This window comes from Lysobacter sp. P5_B12 (assembly GCF_056400425.1).
In genome coordinates this window covers 247,750-261,784 of record NZ_JBFULG010000002.1, presented here as the reverse complement: position 1 = coordinate 261,784, position 14,035 = coordinate 247,750, and the positions used below count along the sequence as shown (strand labels likewise).

Sequence of the window (14,035 nt, the reverse complement as noted above, 5' to 3'; positions counted from 1 at the left end):
CCATGGCGACCAAGCGCACGAAAAAAACCGCTCCCGCGCGTGTGGCCAAGCGGGCCGCGCCGCGCAAGAAGCGCGACCTGTTTGCGGAACTGGTCGCAGGCTTCGACGCATTGCGGGAAGCCCGCGAGGGCAAGCGCACCTTGCGCACGCACGTGGTCTCTTCGCGGACCATCCCCGACGTCAAGCCCGCCGAATTGATCAAGCTCCGCGAGGGCCTGGACTTGTCGCGCCCCGTCTTCGCCGACTTCCTGCGCACCAATCCCCGCACCCTCGAAAACTGGGAGCAGGGGCGCGCGCGCCCCAACGCCCAGGCTGCGGTACTCATCCGGCTTGTCCAGCGTTACCCCGACACCGTGCAACGCCTCGCGACGCTTTAGGCAACCGGGGGTAGAATCCCGCCCATGGAGTCCAACCCGACGCCACTCGCCAATCGGTTGCTGATCGCGCTCCCGGCGCTCACCGATCCGCATTTCGCGCGGAGCGTGGCGCTGGTGTGCCAGCACGATGCCGAGGGCGCGATGGGCGTTGTGGTCAATCGTCCGTCCGAATACACGCTGGGCGATGTCTTCCAGCAGATGGGCATCGACAGCGGCAACGACGACCTTCGCGGGCAGATCGTGCTGTCCGGCGGCCCGGTGCATCCCGAGCGCGGCTTCGTGCTGCACGACGGGGGCGATGGCTGGGATTCGACGATGCAGATCGGCGATGCGCTCTACGTCACCACTTCGCGCGACATCCTCGAAGCGATGGCTGGCGGCGCGGGGCCTTCGAACGCCATCGTCGCGCTCGGCTGCGCGGGTTGGGGCGCGGGGCAACTCGAACAGGAACTCATCGAAGACAGTTGGCTGACCGTGCCGATGGACCCGAGCCTGCTGTTCACCACGCCGCTGGACGCGCGCTGGCAAGCCGCGGCCGGCAGCATCGGCGTGGATCTCACGCAGATGGCCGACCACAGCGGGCACGCCTGATGCGCCTGGACGGCACCGTGCTCGGTTTCGATGTCGGCGCCCGGCGGATCGGCGTCGCGGTCGGCAGCGCGTTCGGCAGTGGCGCACGCGCGCTCGCGGTGATCGACGTGCATGCGCACGGCCCCGACTGGACCGCGATCGATCGCCTGCGTGCCGAATGGCGCCCCGATGGCCTGGTCGTCGGCGATCCGATGACGCTCGAGGGCGGCGACCAACCGATCCGTCGCATGGCCCACGCCTTCGCGCGCGAATTGCACGCGCGCTATCGCTTGCCGGTGGTGCTCGTCGATGAGCGCGCCAGTTCGATCGAAGCCGCGCAACGCTTCGCCGCCGATCGCGCCGAAGGCCGCAAGAAGCGCCGCGACGCCGCCGCGCTGGACGCAGTGGCCGCCGCGGTGATCATCGAACGCTGGCTCGCCGCGCCGCAGGACGCGATCGGCGTGGACGACAGCATCGAAATGCTGCCCAATGGCAGCACCCGACCCATCACAACCCAGAGCGGAGCCGCCGAGTGACCGTCGCCCAGGTGGATGCGCAGGGACGCCTGCGCCATTTCCTCACGCTCGAAGGCCTGCCGCGCACGGTGCTCGTGCGCCTGCTCGACCTCGCGCAGAACTTCGAAGACCGCCGCGGCGACATCTCGCTGCGCAGCACACTGGTCGGTCGCACGGTGTGCACGCTGTTCTTCGAGCCTTCCACGCGCACGCGTTCGAGTTTCCAGATCGCCGCGCAACGCCTCGGTGCCGACGTGCTGACCTTCGATGCGTCCACCTCGTCGACGAGCAAGGGCGAAACCGCGCGCGACACGATGCGCACGCTCGAAGCGATGGGCGTGCACGGCTTCGTCGTGCGCCACAAGGAAGACGGCGCCGTCGCCACGCTCGCGGGCGAGGCGCGCCCCGGCACCGCGCTGATCAACGCCGGCGACGGCCGCATCGCGCATCCCACGCAGGGCCTGCTCGACATGCTCACGCTGCGCCAGGCGAAGGGCTCGGACTTCTCGCGATTGAAGGTCGCCATCGTCGGCGACGTCAAACATTCGCGTGTGGCGCGCACCGATCTGCACGCCTTGCGCACGCTGGGTGCGGGCGAGATCCGCGTGTGCGGCCCGCAGTCGCTATTGCCGACGGACTCGACGCTCGACGGTTGCGTCGTCACGCAGGACTTCGATGCGGCCCTCGAAGGCGTGGACGCGATCATGATGCTGCGCCTGCAACGCGAGCGCATGGAAGAAGGCCTGGTCGGTTCGCTCGACGACTACCACCGCGATTACGGCCTCACCGCGACGCGCCTGCGCCGCGCGGCATCCGACGCCGTGGTGCTGCATCCGGGCCCGATGAACCGTGGCGTGGAAATCGACGACGATGTCGCCGACGGCCCGCAATCGCTCATCCTCCGCCAGGTCGCGAACGGCGTCGCCGCGCGCATGGCGGTGCTGGAAGTGCTGCTCGGCGCCTGACCGCCGCGTTGCGTCCGCGTTCGCGCTCAGCGAACGAGGATGATGCTGGCAAGACCGAGGAAGACGAAGAACCCCATGACGTCGGTGACCGTCGTAAGGATCACGCCGCCGGCCAGCGCGGGATCGAGGTTCATGCGCTTGAGCGTGAGCGGCACGAGCACGCCCGCGCTCGCGGCCGCGAGCAGGTTGATCGTCATCGCCGCGCCGATCACGCCGGCGAGCATCGGGTCGCGGAACCAGGCCCAGGTCGCGAGACCCACGATGCCGCCGAGCATCACGCCGTTCATCAGCGCCACGCGCAGTTCCTTCCATAGCAGGGTGCGCACGTTCGAGGCGCCGACCTGGCCGAGCGCCAGGCCGCGCACCATCAGCGCGAGCACCTGCGTGCCGGCGTTGCCGCCCATGCCCGCGACGATGGGCATCAGCACGGCGAGCGCGACGATGCGGTCGATCGTGGACTGGAATTCTCCGACGACGCTCGAAGCGAGGAACGCGGTGGCGAGGTTGACGCTCAGCCACACGATGCGGCGCCGCCACGCGCGCGGCACGGGCGAGAACAGATCCTCGTCTTCGTCCAGGCCCGCCGCGCCGAGCACCTGGTGTTCGGCCTGTTCGCGGATGATGTCGACGACGTCGTCGATGGTGATGCGGCCGAGCAGGATGTTGTTGTCGTCGACGATCGGCGCGCTGATCCAGTCGTGGTCGGAGAACTGCCGCGCGACTTCGTCCGAGGACTCGTCCACGCCGAGTGCGGGTTGTTCGTCGTCGATCAACTGGTTGATCGGCGTTCCCGGCTCGTGCGTGAGCAGCGACTGCAGCGAGATGCGCCCGAGGTACTGGTGGCGCCGGCTCACGACGTACAGGTGGTCGGTGTGGTCCGGCAGTTCGCCGCGCAGGCGCAGGTAACGCAGGACGACGTCGACCGTGGTGTCGGTGCGGACCGTCACCACGTCGGGGTTCATCAGGCGCCCGGCGGTGTCCTCGTCGTAGGACAGCACCTGTTCCAGGCGCTCGCGGTTCTCGCGGTCCATCGACTTGAGGACTTCGTCGATGACGGTGTCCGGCAGGTCTTCGACCAGGTCGGCGAGGTCGTCGATGTCCAGGTCCTCGACGGCCGCGACGATTTCGTCGGGGTCCATCTCGGCCAGCAGGCTTTCGCGCACGTCGTCGCCGACGTGGACCAGCACCTCGCCGTCGTCTTCGGGATCGACCAGGCCCCACACCACCGTGCGCTTGGCGGGTGGGAGCGATTCGAGCAGGTTGCCGATCTCGGCCGGGGACAGCGTGTTGACCAGGCGGCGCACGGGGCCGAGGCGGCCGCTGTCGAGCGCGTCCGATAACAGACGCAGCTGTCGTGCGGTCTTCTCGTGGCGGATCGCTTCGGCCATTCGGGGTCCGTTGGCGCGTCGCACACGAGGGCGCGACAGGGTCAGGCGTTCATGGCGCGAATTATGGCCTGCGCGGGATGAAGGCGCCTACCCCTGGTGCACGGATTTCGCGAATCCGTTGTCCTCGAGCCAGTCTTCGATGCCCTTGCGGTCCCGCGCGCGCAGCAACGCAGGCGCGTTCGCCCGCAACTTGCCCAGGTCGCTGTTGCGGATCGCACGGCGCAATTCGAGCAGCGTATTGGGGTGCAGGCTGAATTCCCCGAGGCCCAGCGCCAGCAGCAGGGGCGCGAACGTCGCGTCGCCCGCCATCTCGCCGCACACGGCCACCGGCTTCCCGCGGCGATGCGCGATGCGGATGATCTGGTGCAGCAGGCGGATCAGCGCCGGATGCAGCGGCGTGTAGATCTCGCCGAGCGCCTCGTTGTTGCGGTCGGCGGCGAGCAGGTACTGGACCAGGTCGTTGGTGCCGACCGAAAGGAAATCCACCACGCCCACGAAGCCGGGCAGGGCGATCGCCGCGGCCGGCACTTCGATCATCGCGCCGAGCGGGATCACGTCGGCGACCTCGTGGCCTTCGCGACGCACTTCGGCCAACACCTTCTTCAGCAGCCGGCGAACCGAGACGATCTCCTCGCGGCTGCTGATCATCGGCACCAGCACGCGCACCGGGCCGTAGCCCGACGCGCGCGCGATCGCGCGCAACTGCGTGCGGAACAAGGCTTCGCGCGCGAGCGACAAGCGCACGCCGCGCAAGCCGAGAGCGGGGTTGGGTTCGCCTTCGAGCACCAGGCCGCTGCGGTCGGCCTTGTCGGCGCCCAGGTCGAGCGTGCGGATGGTGACCGTGCGGCCCGTCATGCCGAGCACGACGTCGCGATAGGCGCGAAACTGTTCTTCCTCGTCGGGCAGCTCCATGCGCTGCAGGAAGAGAAATTCGGTGCGATACAGGCCCACGCCCGCGGCGCCGAGCGCATGCGCTTCGGCGACGTCCGCGCGCGATTCGGCATTCGCCCACAGCTTGATGTCCACGCCGTCGATCGTGCGCGTGGGTTCGCGGCGCAGTCGGTTGAGCTGGCGGCGTTCGCGCACCTGGTCGCGCATGCGCGAACGATGGCCGCGCAAGTCGTCGGCATTCGGTTCGAGCACGACCAAGCCGCTGGTGCCGTCCACCGCGAGCACGTCGCCGTCGTTCACCCGCAGCAGCGCCTGCGCGGCGCCGACCACGAGCGGCAGATGCAGGCTGCGCGCGAGGATCGCGCTGTGCGACAGCGCGCTGCCGCCCGCGGTCACCACCGCCATCACGCCCTGCTGCTGCAGTTGCGCGAGTTCGGCCGGTGCGATGTTGTCGGTGACCAGGATGTCGCCGGCCAGGCCCTCGACCGGAATTTCGCGACGATGCAAGGCGACGTGGATGCGCCCGATCACCTGGTCGATGTCGTCGATGCGGCTGCGCAGGTACGCATCGTCCATCGTCGTGAAGACATTCGCGATGCGGTCGCGCTGCAGGCGCAGCGCGTAGTCGGCGCTGTAGCGGCCGGTGCGGATCAGGTCGTCCAGGCCCTGCAGAAGCTCGGGATCGTCGAGCAGCAAGGCATGCAGGTCGAGGAACTCGCCGACTTCCTGCGCGAGCGCGCCATGCAGGCGCTGGCGCAGCACGCGCATCTCGCCACGCACGACGTCGATCGCGCCGTGCAGGCGGTCGAGTTCGGCCTCGACCTTGTCGGCTTCGATGTGCTCTTCGCGAACATCCAGCACGTGGGGCAGTCGCACCCGTGCCCGGCCGAGCGCGCTGCCGCGCGAAGCGCCGTGGCCGGGCAGGATCAGACGCATCAGCCGCCCTCGTCGAAGAGGCGTTCGAACAAGTCCGAGACGGCGGCGGCGGCTTGCTCTTCGTCGTCGCCGTCCACGCGCAGCACGACGGGCGTGCCCTGGCCGGCGGCCAGCAGCATCACGCCCATGATGCTCTTGGCGTTGACCTCGCGGCCCTTCGCCGCGATGGTCGCGCCGCAGCGATAGCCGGAAAGCAATTGCACGAGTTTGGCCGTGGCCCGTGCGTGCAGGCCCAGCTTGTTGGCCACCATGAGCTCGCGCTCGATCATGCTCGTCCTTGTCGCTCGGGGTCAGGCGTCATCATGGATCACGCCGTTGCGCGCGCCCGCGCCGGCGACGTTCGGAATCTCCTCGAGATCCATTTCTGCGTAATTCATCACGCGCAGCAGCATCGGCAGGCTCAGGGCCGAGACGCGCTTGACCGGCGTCCCGATGCGCGCGAGCTTCGCGGCGAGGTTGCTCGGGGTGGCGCCGTACAGATCGGTGAGCACCAGCACGCCCTGGCCGCCGTCGACGCGCCGCAAGGCCGCGCTGGCCATCGGCAGCAGGGCGTCGGGATCGGCGTCGAAGGGGACTTCGAAGGCTTCGGTCTTCAACGGCAGCTGGCGCAACAGGCGCGTGGCCACCGACAGCATGGCGCTGCCGATGCCTTCGTGGGTGATGAGCAGGACGCCGACGGTCATGGCCGAAGGTTAGTGCAAGTCAGTCCAGCTCGCGATGGTGCACCGCAACCTCGGCCCACCCCAGATCGCGGCAGTGGCGGGCGAGGCGTTCGGCCAGATACACCGAACGATGGCGGCCGCCCGTGCAGCCGAACGCGACGGTGACATAGCTGCGCGTGTCCGATTGCAGGCGCGGCAGCCAGGTATCGAGGAAGTGTTCGATCTCGCCGGCGTACTGCAGCACTTCCGGCTGCGCCTCCAGGTAATCGGCCACGTCCTTGTCGCGGCCCGACAGCGGGCGCAGGCGGGCATCCCAGTGCGGGTTGGGCAGGCAGCGCGCGTCGAACACGAAGTCCGCATCCGGCGGCACGCCGCGGCGATAGGCGAAGGATTCGAACAGCAGCGACAGGCTCGAGGCCTCGCCCAGCCCGAACTCGGTGATCACCACGCGCCGCAGCTTGTGCACGTTGAGGTTGCTGGTATCGAGCACGACGTCGGCGATCTGGCGCAGCGGCTTGAGCGCCTGGCGTTCCAGCGCGATCGCATCGGCGAGCGCCAGGCCCAGGTGGCTGAGCGGATGGCGGCGGCGCGTGTCGGCGTAACGGCGCAACAGCACGTCGTCGTCGGCGTCGAAGAACAGCAGCTTCGGATCCAGCCCGAGGCCGCCGACTTCCGACAACACGTCGGGAATCAGGCCGAGGTCGCCGCCGCTGCGCACGTCCAGGCCAACGGCGAGTTTTTCCGGACGCACTTCGCCGCGCGTCACGCGCCGCACGAATTCCGGCAGCAGATCGGCCGGCAGGTTGTCGACGCAATAGAACCCGAGATCTTCCAGCGTGTTGAGCGCCACCGACTTGCCCGAACCGGACAGGCCGCTGACGATCATCAACTTCGGGACATCGGGGGTCGGCACCGGAGGTGCGGGAGGCGGCGTGCTCACGTCGTCAGCTGGACCGTTCGAGGAAATGGGAATGGCGCGCCATGAAGGCCGCGGCGGGGTCGACGCCCTTCGCGCGCAGGATATGCACGCGCGCGGCGGCTTCGGTCAGCACGGCCAGGTTGCGGCCGGGCATGACGGGCAGGGTGATCTGCGGAACGTCGAGGTCGAGCAGGCGACGCACGCTCAGGTCCCCGATGATGCGCTCCATGCCGGCGGCCTGCGGTTCCAGGTGCGGCTTGGTCAGGTGCACGATCAGGCGCAGGTATTTGTTCTTCTTCACCGCGGTGTCGCCGAACATCTGGCGCACGTTGAGCACGCCCAGGCCGCGCACTTCCAGCAGGTCCTGCAACAACTCCGGGCACGTGCCGTCGAGCACGTCAGGCGCGATCTGCGTGAACTCCGGCGCATCGTCGGCGACGAGGCGATGGCCGCGCGTCACCAGCTCGAGTGCGAGTTCGCTCTTGCCCGATCCCGATTCGCCGGTGATCAGCACGCCGATCGAATAGATCTCCATGAACACACCGTGCAGCGTCACGCGCGGCGCGAGCGTGCGCGCCAGGTGGTACTGCATGTGGTTGAGCAACTCGTGGCCGCGCCGCGGCGAGAGCCACAACGGCGTGTGCGATTCCTCCGCCGCCTGGATCAAATCTTCCGGAACGCGTTGTTCCTTGCTGATGACCAGCGCGAGCGGGCGCGCCTGCATGATGTGTTCGATCACTTCCCAGCGCGCGCGCGAATCCAGGCCGTCGAGCCACTGCAGCTCCTCGGTCCCGAGGATCTGCACCTTGTTGGGATAGATGATGTTGAGGTAACCGGCCAGCGACGGACGCCGCGCGACGGTCTCCACCGATTCGAGCACGCGCGTTGCGCCCGACTGGCCGGCCACCCATCGCAAACCCAGGCGTTGCTGGTGCAGGTCGAACAATTCCTGCGCCGCGATGCGTTGCGTCATGGAGTGCGTACCGCTTCGTCGGGCGCGTAGGCCGGGTCCAGGAGCACCTTGCGCAGGGCCGACGCATCGGGCGCGGCGCGCAGGGCGTCGCGGAAGCGCGCGTCGGCGAACTGCTCGGCGATCTGCGCGAGCAGTTGCAGGTGTTCCTGCGTGAAATGTTCCGGCACGGCCATCGCGAACACCAGGTCGACCGGTTCGCCGTCGCTCGCGTCGAAATCGATCGGCGTGCGCAGGCGCAGGAACGCGGCGCGTGCATGGTCGAAGGCGTTGGTGCGTCCGTGCGGAATGGCGATGCCGTGCCCGATCGCCGTGCTGCCCAGGCGTTCGCGCTTGCGCAGGCTTTCGGCGATCGCCTGCGTGCCGGCGGGCGAGGCGTCGGAGAGCAGGCCGGCTGCGGCGTCGAGCACGCCGTCGCGGTCCCCGGCTTCTGAGAGCAGGACGACGCGTTCGGCGGCGAGCATCGACTGGAACGGCATCGTCTGCGGATCAGCCGCTGGCCGCGGCATCCCCGCCGCGATGGGAGTCGATGATCTTTTCCTTGTGCTTCATCAACAGGCGATCGAGCTTGTCGGCGAGCAGGTCGATCGCGGCGTACATGTTCTGGGCGGAGGCATCGGCGTGGAGGGTGCGACCGGCGATATTCACGTTGGCTTCGGCGCAATGATCCGTGCGCTCGAGGCGGAGTTGGGTGCGGACGTCGATGGGTTGGTCGAAGTGTCGGGAGAGTCGGGAAAGCTTGGATTCGACGTACTCGCGCAGGGCAGGCGTGACTTCGAGCTGCTGGCCGTAGGTGTCGATGCGCATCGCGGACCTCCTTTGCTCACTTCGGAAAGACAGGATACGCCCGGCGGCCGTGAGGGGAAGTAGGCGGCCGTGGGGCCCCGGATTCAACCGATTCGCAGGCGGTCCTGCGACGAGGGGATGCTCATGGCTTCCCGGTATTTGGCCACCGTTCGCCGCGCGACGGGCACGCCGGAGGCCTTCAGGGACTCGGCCAGGCGGGCGTCGGACAGCGGCTTGCGCGGGTCCTCGGCCTCGACCAGGCGGCGGATCATCGCCTGGATGGCGGTGCTGGACGCCTCACCGCCCGACCCGGTGTCGATGCCCGAGGCGAAAAACGCGCGCAGCGGGATGGTGCCGCGCGGGGTGCGCACGAACTTGCGTGCGATCGCGCGCGAAATCGTGGATTCGTGCAGGCCCACTTCGCCGGCGACTTCGCGCAGCGTGAGCGGACGCAGCGCCTGGTCGCCGAATTCCAGGAACGCCGACTGCTGCCGCAACAGGCAGCGCATCACCTTGAGCAAGGTATCGCCGCGCGCTTCGAGCGACTTGAGCAACCAGCGCGCTTCCTGCAGGCGACCGCGCAGGTACACCGCGTCGTTCTCGCTCGCCGAGCGGATCATGCGTTCGTAACCGCGATGGATCGAGATGCGCGGCCGCGCACCGGCCGCGAGCGCGACGCGCCACTGGCCCTGCTGGCGCCACACCACGCAATCGGGCGTGACATAGGTATCGGCGGACAAGCCGCCCAACTGCGCACCGGGGCGCGGTTCGAGCGAGCGCAGCAGGTGCACCGCCAGTTCGATGTCCGCGTGCGGGCGATGCAGTTCGTTCGCCAGGCCTGCCACGCCGATGCGCGGCAGGCGTTCCAGCGGGCCGTCGGCCATCTTCTTCGCCAGCTCGCGGCCCGGTGTTTCCTCCGGCAGCATGGCCAGCTGGATGAGCAGGCATTCGTTGAGCGAACGCGCGCCCACGCCCGGCGGATCGAAGCGCTGCACCTGGTGCAACACGGTCAGGATCTCGTTGGGCTGCGCGGTGACTTCCGGCTGCAGGCTCTCGGCGATCGCCTCGAGCGTTTCGCGCAGGTAACCGTCGTCGTCGATCGCTTCGATGATCGCCACGCCGATCGCGCGATCGCGCAGCGACAGGTGGCTCAGGTGCAGTTGCCACAACAGGTGGTCCTGCAGCGTCTCGTCTTCGGCCACCTGTTCGGCGATCGGTTCTTCGCTGTCGGCCGGGCCGATGCGTTCGTACCAGGTTTCGTCGCCGTCCCAGGCCGAGGCATCGGAGGGCGGTGCGTCGTCGTGCTCGTGGTCGGCGCCGTTGCCGTTGGTGTGTCCATCGCCCGGAAGGGGGTCGAGCTGCGCGGGCTCTTCCCAGTCCAGCAGCGGGTTGCTCTCCACCGCACTGGCGATCTCGATCTCCAGTTCCGCGGTCGACAGCTGTAACAAACGAATGGCCTGACGCAACTGCGGCGTCATGACCAAATGTTGTCCCAGCGATGTCTGGAGGCGGGGCTTCATGTCGAGTCCAACGGTGTCGGTGGGAACCGACGGCCGGACGCGACGGACCTACAGGCGGAAAGCTTCGCCCAGGTACACGCGGCGGACGTCGGGGTTCGCCAGCAGCGCGTCCGGCGCCCCCTGCGCGAGCACGCTGCCTTCGTTGAGAATATACGCGCGGTCGCAGATGCCCAAGGTCTCGCGCACGTTGTGATCCGTGATGAGCACCCCGATCCCGCGCGATTTCAGGTGGCGAACGATGCGCTGGATCTCGCCCACGGAGATCGGGTCGACGCCGGCGAAGGGTTCGTCGAGCAACATCAGGCGCGGCTTGGCGGCCAGTGCGCGGGCGATTTCGACCCGGCGCCGCTCGCCGCCGGACAGGCTGGCGCCCATCTGGCCGGCGACATGGCCGACCTGGAGTTCGTCCATGAGCGACTCGAGCTCGCGCTCGCGCGCGTTGTCGTCGAGGTCTTCGCGCAGCTCGAGCACCAGGCGGATGTTGTCGGCGACCGACAGCTTGCGGAACACCGAGGGTTCCTGCGGCAGGTAGCCCACGCCCAGGCGCGCGCGGGTGTACATCGGATCGCCGGTGATATCGCGCCCATCGAGCACGATCTGCCCGGCGTCGGCCGGCACCAGGCCGACGATCATGTAGAAACAGGTGGTCTTGCCCGCGCCGTTCGGGCCAAGCAGGCCGACGACTTCGCCGGCATCGAGCGTCAGCCCGAAGTCGCGGACGACGGCGCGCGTGCGATACGACTTGCGCAACCCTTGCGCGACCAGCATCAGCGACTGCCCTGTTGCTGGGCCTTCGGCACGAACTGCATCTTCACGCGCCCGTTGCCTTCACCGGTGCCCTGCACCTGGCCGGAGTGCATGTTGTACGCAATGCGCCCACCGGCGATGTTGCCGCGACCGGGCTGGTCGATCAGCGCATCGCCCGTGAAGACGACCGTGTCGGTGGCCATGTCGTAGTCGACGTTCTGCGCACGCGCCTTGATCGTCGAACCGTCGTCGAGTTCCTGCGTCATCTGCACCGGGCTGCCGGTGAACTGCACGCGGCGGATGTCGCCGTTGGCGCGATGGATCACCGCGCGGCCGGCGAGGATCACCATCGAGCCCTGGGTGATGTGCACGTTGCCGGTGAGCACGCACTGGCCGGTGTCGCTGAGCGAACAATCGCTGCCGCCGGCCTCGACGTTCATCGGCTGGCTGCGGTCCGACGTGCGCGCACCCGCGACGGCGGCCACGCCCAGGAGCGACAGCGCAAACCAGCGGAGCAGATCAGGGCGCAACGGACGACGGGACATAGCGGGCCTTTACGTTCGACGAGAAGCGGACGCGCTTGGAATCCAGCCGCGCATCCATGCCTTGACCGCGAAGTATAGAGCCCGGCTGGACCACCGTGACCGTCCCCGGAGAGGTGGCCCGGTTGGCCTGCGGGAAGACGTTCAGCCGCTCGGTGGCGATCGTCACGTGGCGGTCGGCGCCGCTGGCGGTCTTCGCATCGACGTCGCCGAGCAGCCGCAGTTCGTCGCCGTTCGCGCTCACCCAGCCGGTTTTCGAGCGCACTTCCCAACCCGCTTCACGCGTCGGGGCCTGCCCGGCGCCGGGCGAGACGGGGATGTAGAACACCGGCGTCTGGATGGTCATCGTCTGGTCGCCCGGGCTGCGCGCCAGCTTCGGCGCCTGCAGCGTGAAGGACTCCCGGCCCTGCTTGTCGAGCACGATGGCCTCGAAATTGGTCAGGACGTAATCCGAGCGACCGTTGTCGGCGTTGCCGACGCGGTTCTTCGGACGGTGCTTCCAGACCGACAACCCCATGCCCAACGCAACGACGAACAGGACGAGCAACAGCAGCCCCCGCTTGCTGATCAAACGTCCGAAGTCCGGTCGCTCCATCGTCACGAAGCCCGCTCCACGCGCACGCCGGTGACGTGCACGATGTCGGCGAGCAGGTCTTCGGCATGTCCTTGCGCGGCGAGCAGCAGATCGCAGACTTCGCGCGCCGCGCCTTCACCGCCGCGCGTGTGCGTGCGCCAATGCACGCGATCGCGCGTCCACGGATGCGCCTGCGCCGGCGCGACCGACAACCCGACCTGCAGCATCACGCGCAGATCGGCCAGGTCGTCGCCCATGAAGCACACCTGGTCCAGCGTGAGCCCCAGGCGCTGCGCGATGCCTTCCACGCACGCGAGCTTGTCGCTCACGCCGGTGTGCGATTCCACGCCCAGTTCGGCCGCGCGTTTTTCCGCCGCCGCGCTGGCGCGTGCCGTGACGAACGCCACCGCGATGCCCTTGCGCTGGATCAGCTTCAAGCCGAGCCCGTCGAACACGTGGAAGGCCTTGGATTCGTTGCCGGCGCTGTCGATGATCAGGCGCCCGTCGGTGAGCGTGCCGTCGACGTCGAAACACGCCAGGCGGATCTTCTGCGCGCGTTCGCGGATGTCGGCGGGGAAGTCGTTGAGGTGCGAGTAATTCATGTCAGACGACCCGGGCGCGGAGGAGATCGTGGATGTTCAGCGCGCCGACGACGCGACGGTCATCGTCCACGACGAGCAGGGCGTTGATCTTGTGTTCTTCCATCAGTTGGGCGGCTTCCACCGCCAGCGCATTGGCGCCGATGACTTTCGGCGCGCGCGTCATCACCGAGGCGATCGGCGTGGCGCGCACGTCGATGCTCGCATCGTCGAGCGTGCGGCGCAGGTCGCCGTCGGTGTAGAGGCCGAGCAGGCGGCCGTCGGCATCGACCACCGCGCTCATGCCCAGGCGCTTGCGGCTCATCTCGACGAGCGTTTCGCTGAGCGTTGCGGTTTCGCGCACGCGCGGCACCTCGTCGCCGGCGTGCATCACGTCGCGGATGTGCAGCAACAAGCGACGGCCCAGGGCACCCGCCGGATGCGAGCGCGCGAAATCCTCGGCGGTGAAGCCGCGCGCTTCGAGCAAGGCGACCGCGAGTGCGTCGCCGAGCGCGAGCGCGGCGGTGGTGCTGGCCGTGGGCGCGAGGGCGAGCGGGCAGGCTTCGGCCGGCACGCTGGCATCCAGGTGGACGTCGGCTTCGCGCGCGAGCGAGGAACCGGGGCGGCCCGTCATCGCGATGAGCAGGTTCTTCTGGCGCTTGAGGCCGGGCAACACGGTGAGCAGCTCATCGCTCTCGCCGGAATAAGAGAGCGCGAGCACGATGTCGGCGTCGGTGATCATGCCCAGGTCGCCGTGCGCGGCTTCGCCCGGATGCACGAAGAAACTCGGCGTGCCGGTGGAGGCCAGGGTCGCGGCGATCTTGCGCGCGACATGCCCCGACTTGCCCATGCCCGTGCACACCACGCGGCCCTTGCAGGCGAGCATGGCCCGGCAGGCGTCGGTGAACGCACCGTCGAGCCGGCCGGCGACCGCTTCCAGGCCCTGGACCTCGATGGCGATGACGCGGCGGCCGCTGGCGGCGAAGTCGAAGCCGGTGGCGTCCTGGGGAAGAGGGCGAGTCGCCATGGATGCGGATGCTCCGGGGCAGGCGGAAGACCGGGGTGGCGTTCCGCTAAACTGAAGGACGCAGTTTA

17 protein-coding genes and 1 pseudogene are annotated in these 14,035 nt (G+C 68.6%); 4 read left to right on the top strand and 14 right to left on the bottom strand.

Annotated features, from left to right (window positions below; translation table 11 throughout):
- Window positions 1-2 precede the first annotated feature (2 nt).
- The 4 genes and pseudogenes from AC1DOM_RS04665 to AC1DOM_RS04650 all read left to right on the top strand — a co-directional run bounded on the left by AC1DOM_RS04665 (window position 3) and on the right by AC1DOM_RS04650 (window position 2,427).
- Complete coding sequence (locus tag AC1DOM_RS04665) at window positions 3-377, top strand: helix-turn-helix domain-containing protein (protein WP_498960711.1); 375 nt, start codon at window positions 3-5, stop codon at window positions 375-377.
- A 24-nt stretch (window positions 378-401) separates the two neighbouring features.
- Entirely contained in the window at window positions 402-968 is a 567-nt protein-coding gene (locus tag AC1DOM_RS04660) for a YqgE/AlgH family protein (RefSeq protein WP_498960709.1), read from the top strand.
- Window positions 968-1,402, top strand: a pseudogene (ruvX, locus tag AC1DOM_RS04655) (Holliday junction resolvase RuvX); the annotation flags it as partial. The gene AC1DOM_RS04660 and the pseudogene ruvX, both read left to right, overlap by 1 nt.
- A 77-nt stretch (window positions 1,403-1,479) precedes the next feature.
- A complete protein-coding gene (locus AC1DOM_RS04650) occupies window positions 1,480-2,427 on the top strand; it encodes an aspartate carbamoyltransferase catalytic subunit (protein WP_498960707.1) in 948 nt (315 codons plus the stop codon).
- A gap of 26 nt (window positions 2,428-2,453) precedes the next feature.
- Here the strand turns inward: AC1DOM_RS04650 and mgtE are convergent, their stop codons facing one another.
- The 14 genes from mgtE to AC1DOM_RS04580 all read right to left on the bottom strand — a co-directional run bounded on the left by mgtE (window position 2,454) and on the right by AC1DOM_RS04580 (window position 13,967).
- Entirely contained in the window at window positions 2,454-3,815 is a 1,362-nt protein-coding gene (gene mgtE / locus AC1DOM_RS04645) for a magnesium transporter (protein WP_498960705.1), read from the bottom strand.
- A gap of 87 nt (window positions 3,816-3,902) precedes the next feature.
- The gene (gene ptsP, locus AC1DOM_RS04640) at window positions 3,903-5,642 is read right to left on the bottom strand and encodes a phosphoenolpyruvate--protein phosphotransferase (protein WP_498960703.1); all 1,740 of its coding nucleotides are present in this window, start codon (window positions 5,640-5,642) and stop codon (window positions 3,903-3,905) included.
- Window positions 5,642-5,911: an HPr family phosphocarrier protein gene (locus AC1DOM_RS04635; RefSeq protein WP_498960701.1), complete on the bottom strand. Its 270-nt coding sequence runs from the start codon at window positions 5,909-5,911 to the stop codon at window positions 5,642-5,644. Before AC1DOM_RS04635 ends, ptsP begins: the two co-directional genes overlap by 1 nt.
- A gap of 21 nt (window positions 5,912-5,932) precedes the next feature.
- Window positions 5,933-6,325 (bottom strand): PTS sugar transporter subunit IIA, encoded by a 393-nt coding sequence (locus AC1DOM_RS04630; RefSeq protein WP_498960699.1) that lies wholly within the window; start codon window positions 6,323-6,325, stop codon window positions 5,933-5,935.
- A gap of 19 nt (window positions 6,326-6,344) precedes the next feature.
- On the bottom strand, window positions 6,345-7,190 hold the full coding sequence (gene rapZ / locus AC1DOM_RS04625) for an RNase adapter RapZ (RefSeq protein ID WP_498961273.1): 846 nt from the start codon (window positions 7,188-7,190) through the stop codon (window positions 6,345-6,347).
- 58 nt (window positions 7,191-7,248) lie between these two features.
- Window positions 7,249-8,196, bottom strand: coding sequence for an HPr(Ser) kinase/phosphatase (hprK, locus tag AC1DOM_RS04620; protein ID WP_498960697.1), 948 nt, complete (start codon window positions 8,194-8,196; stop codon window positions 7,249-7,251).
- Window positions 8,193-8,672 (bottom strand): PTS sugar transporter subunit IIA, encoded by a 480-nt coding sequence (locus tag AC1DOM_RS04615; protein WP_498960695.1) that lies wholly within the window; start codon window positions 8,670-8,672, stop codon window positions 8,193-8,195. The genes hprK and AC1DOM_RS04615 overlap by 4 nt, the downstream gene beginning before the upstream one ends.
- A 10-nt stretch (window positions 8,673-8,682) precedes the next feature.
- The gene (gene hpf / locus AC1DOM_RS04610) at window positions 8,683-9,000 is read right to left on the bottom strand and encodes a ribosome hibernation-promoting factor, HPF/YfiA family (RefSeq protein WP_498960693.1); all 318 of its coding nucleotides are present in this window, start codon (window positions 8,998-9,000) and stop codon (window positions 8,683-8,685) included.
- An 83-nt stretch (window positions 9,001-9,083) separates the two neighbouring features.
- The gene (locus tag AC1DOM_RS04605; protein ID WP_498960691.1) at window positions 9,084-10,499 is read right to left on the bottom strand and encodes an RNA polymerase factor sigma-54; all 1,416 of its coding nucleotides are present in this window, start codon (window positions 10,497-10,499) and stop codon (window positions 9,084-9,086) included.
- 48 nt (window positions 10,500-10,547) lie between these two features.
- Window positions 10,548-11,267, bottom strand: coding sequence for an LPS export ABC transporter ATP-binding protein (gene lptB, locus AC1DOM_RS04600; RefSeq protein ID WP_498960689.1), 720 nt, complete (start codon window positions 11,265-11,267; stop codon window positions 10,548-10,550).
- Entirely contained in the window at window positions 11,267-11,776 is a 510-nt protein-coding gene (gene lptA / locus AC1DOM_RS04595; RefSeq protein ID WP_498960687.1) for a lipopolysaccharide transport periplasmic protein LptA, read from the bottom strand. The genes lptB and lptA overlap by 1 nt, the downstream gene beginning before the upstream one ends.
- A complete protein-coding gene (gene lptC, locus AC1DOM_RS04590) occupies window positions 11,766-12,383 on the bottom strand; it encodes an LPS export ABC transporter periplasmic protein LptC (protein WP_498961271.1) in 618 nt (205 codons plus the stop codon). Before lptC ends, lptA begins: the two co-directional genes overlap by 11 nt.
- 2 nt (window positions 12,384-12,385) lie before the next feature.
- Window positions 12,386-12,964 carry a KdsC family phosphatase gene (locus AC1DOM_RS04585; protein ID WP_498960685.1) on the bottom strand — a complete coding sequence of 193 codons (579 nt, stop codon included), beginning with the start codon at window positions 12,962-12,964 and terminating at the stop codon, window positions 12,386-12,388.
- A gap of 1 nt (window position 12,965) precedes the next feature.
- Window positions 12,966-13,967: a KpsF/GutQ family sugar-phosphate isomerase gene (locus AC1DOM_RS04580; protein ID WP_498960683.1), complete on the bottom strand. Its 1,002-nt coding sequence runs from the start codon at window positions 13,965-13,967 to the stop codon at window positions 12,966-12,968.
- Between the last annotated feature and the right edge of the window lie 68 nt (window positions 13,968-14,035).

Excerpts from the sequence above, each read along its gene's own strand:
- AC1DOM_RS04665 (WP_498960711.1), top strand. The coding sequence starts at position 3 with ATGGCGACCAAGCGCACGAAAAAAACCGCTCCCGCGCGTGTGGCCAAG.
- AC1DOM_RS04605 (WP_498960691.1), bottom strand. The coding sequence starts at position 10,499 with ATGAAGCCCCGCCTCCAGACATCGCTGGGACAACATTTGGTCATGACG.
- AC1DOM_RS04660 (WP_498960709.1), top strand. The coding sequence starts at position 402 with ATGGAGTCCAACCCGACGCCACTCGCCAATCGGTTGCTGATCGCGCTC.
- lptB (WP_498960689.1), bottom strand. The coding sequence starts at position 11,267 with ATGCTGGTCGCGCAAGGGTTGCGCAAGTCGTATCGCACGCGCGCCGTC.
- hpf (WP_498960693.1), bottom strand. The coding sequence starts at position 9,000 with ATGCGCATCGACACCTACGGCCAGCAGCTCGAAGTCACGCCTGCCCTG.
- AC1DOM_RS04615 (WP_498960695.1), bottom strand. The coding sequence starts at position 8,672 with ATGCCGTTCCAGTCGATGCTCGCCGCCGAACGCGTCGTCCTGCTCTCA.
- mgtE (WP_498960705.1), bottom strand. The coding sequence starts at position 3,815 with ATGGCCGAAGCGATCCGCCACGAGAAGACCGCACGACAGCTGCGTCTG.
- lptC (WP_498961271.1), bottom strand. The coding sequence starts at position 12,383 with ATGGAGCGACCGGACTTCGGACGTTTGATCAGCAAGCGGGGGCTGCTG.
- rapZ (WP_498961273.1), bottom strand. The coding sequence starts at position 7,190 with ATGATCGTCAGCGGCCTGTCCGGTTCGGGCAAGTCGGTGGCGCTCAAC.
- AC1DOM_RS04580 (WP_498960683.1), bottom strand. The coding sequence starts at position 13,967 with ATGGCGACTCGCCCTCTTCCCCAGGACGCCACCGGCTTCGACTTCGCC.
- AC1DOM_RS04630 (WP_498960699.1), bottom strand. The coding sequence starts at position 6,325 with ATGACCGTCGGCGTCCTGCTCATCACCCACGAAGGCATCGGCAGCGCC.
- AC1DOM_RS04635 (WP_498960701.1), bottom strand. The coding sequence starts at position 5,911 with ATGATCGAGCGCGAGCTCATGGTGGCCAACAAGCTGGGCCTGCACGCA.
- AC1DOM_RS04585 (WP_498960685.1), bottom strand. The coding sequence starts at position 12,964 with ATGAATTACTCGCACCTCAACGACTTCCCCGCCGACATCCGCGAACGC.
- ptsP (WP_498960703.1), bottom strand. The coding sequence starts at position 5,642 with ATGCGTCTGATCCTGCCCGGCCACGGCGCTTCGCGCGGCAGCGCGCTC.
- hprK (WP_498960697.1), bottom strand. The coding sequence starts at position 8,196 with ATGACGCAACGCATCGCGGCGCAGGAATTGTTCGACCTGCACCAGCAA.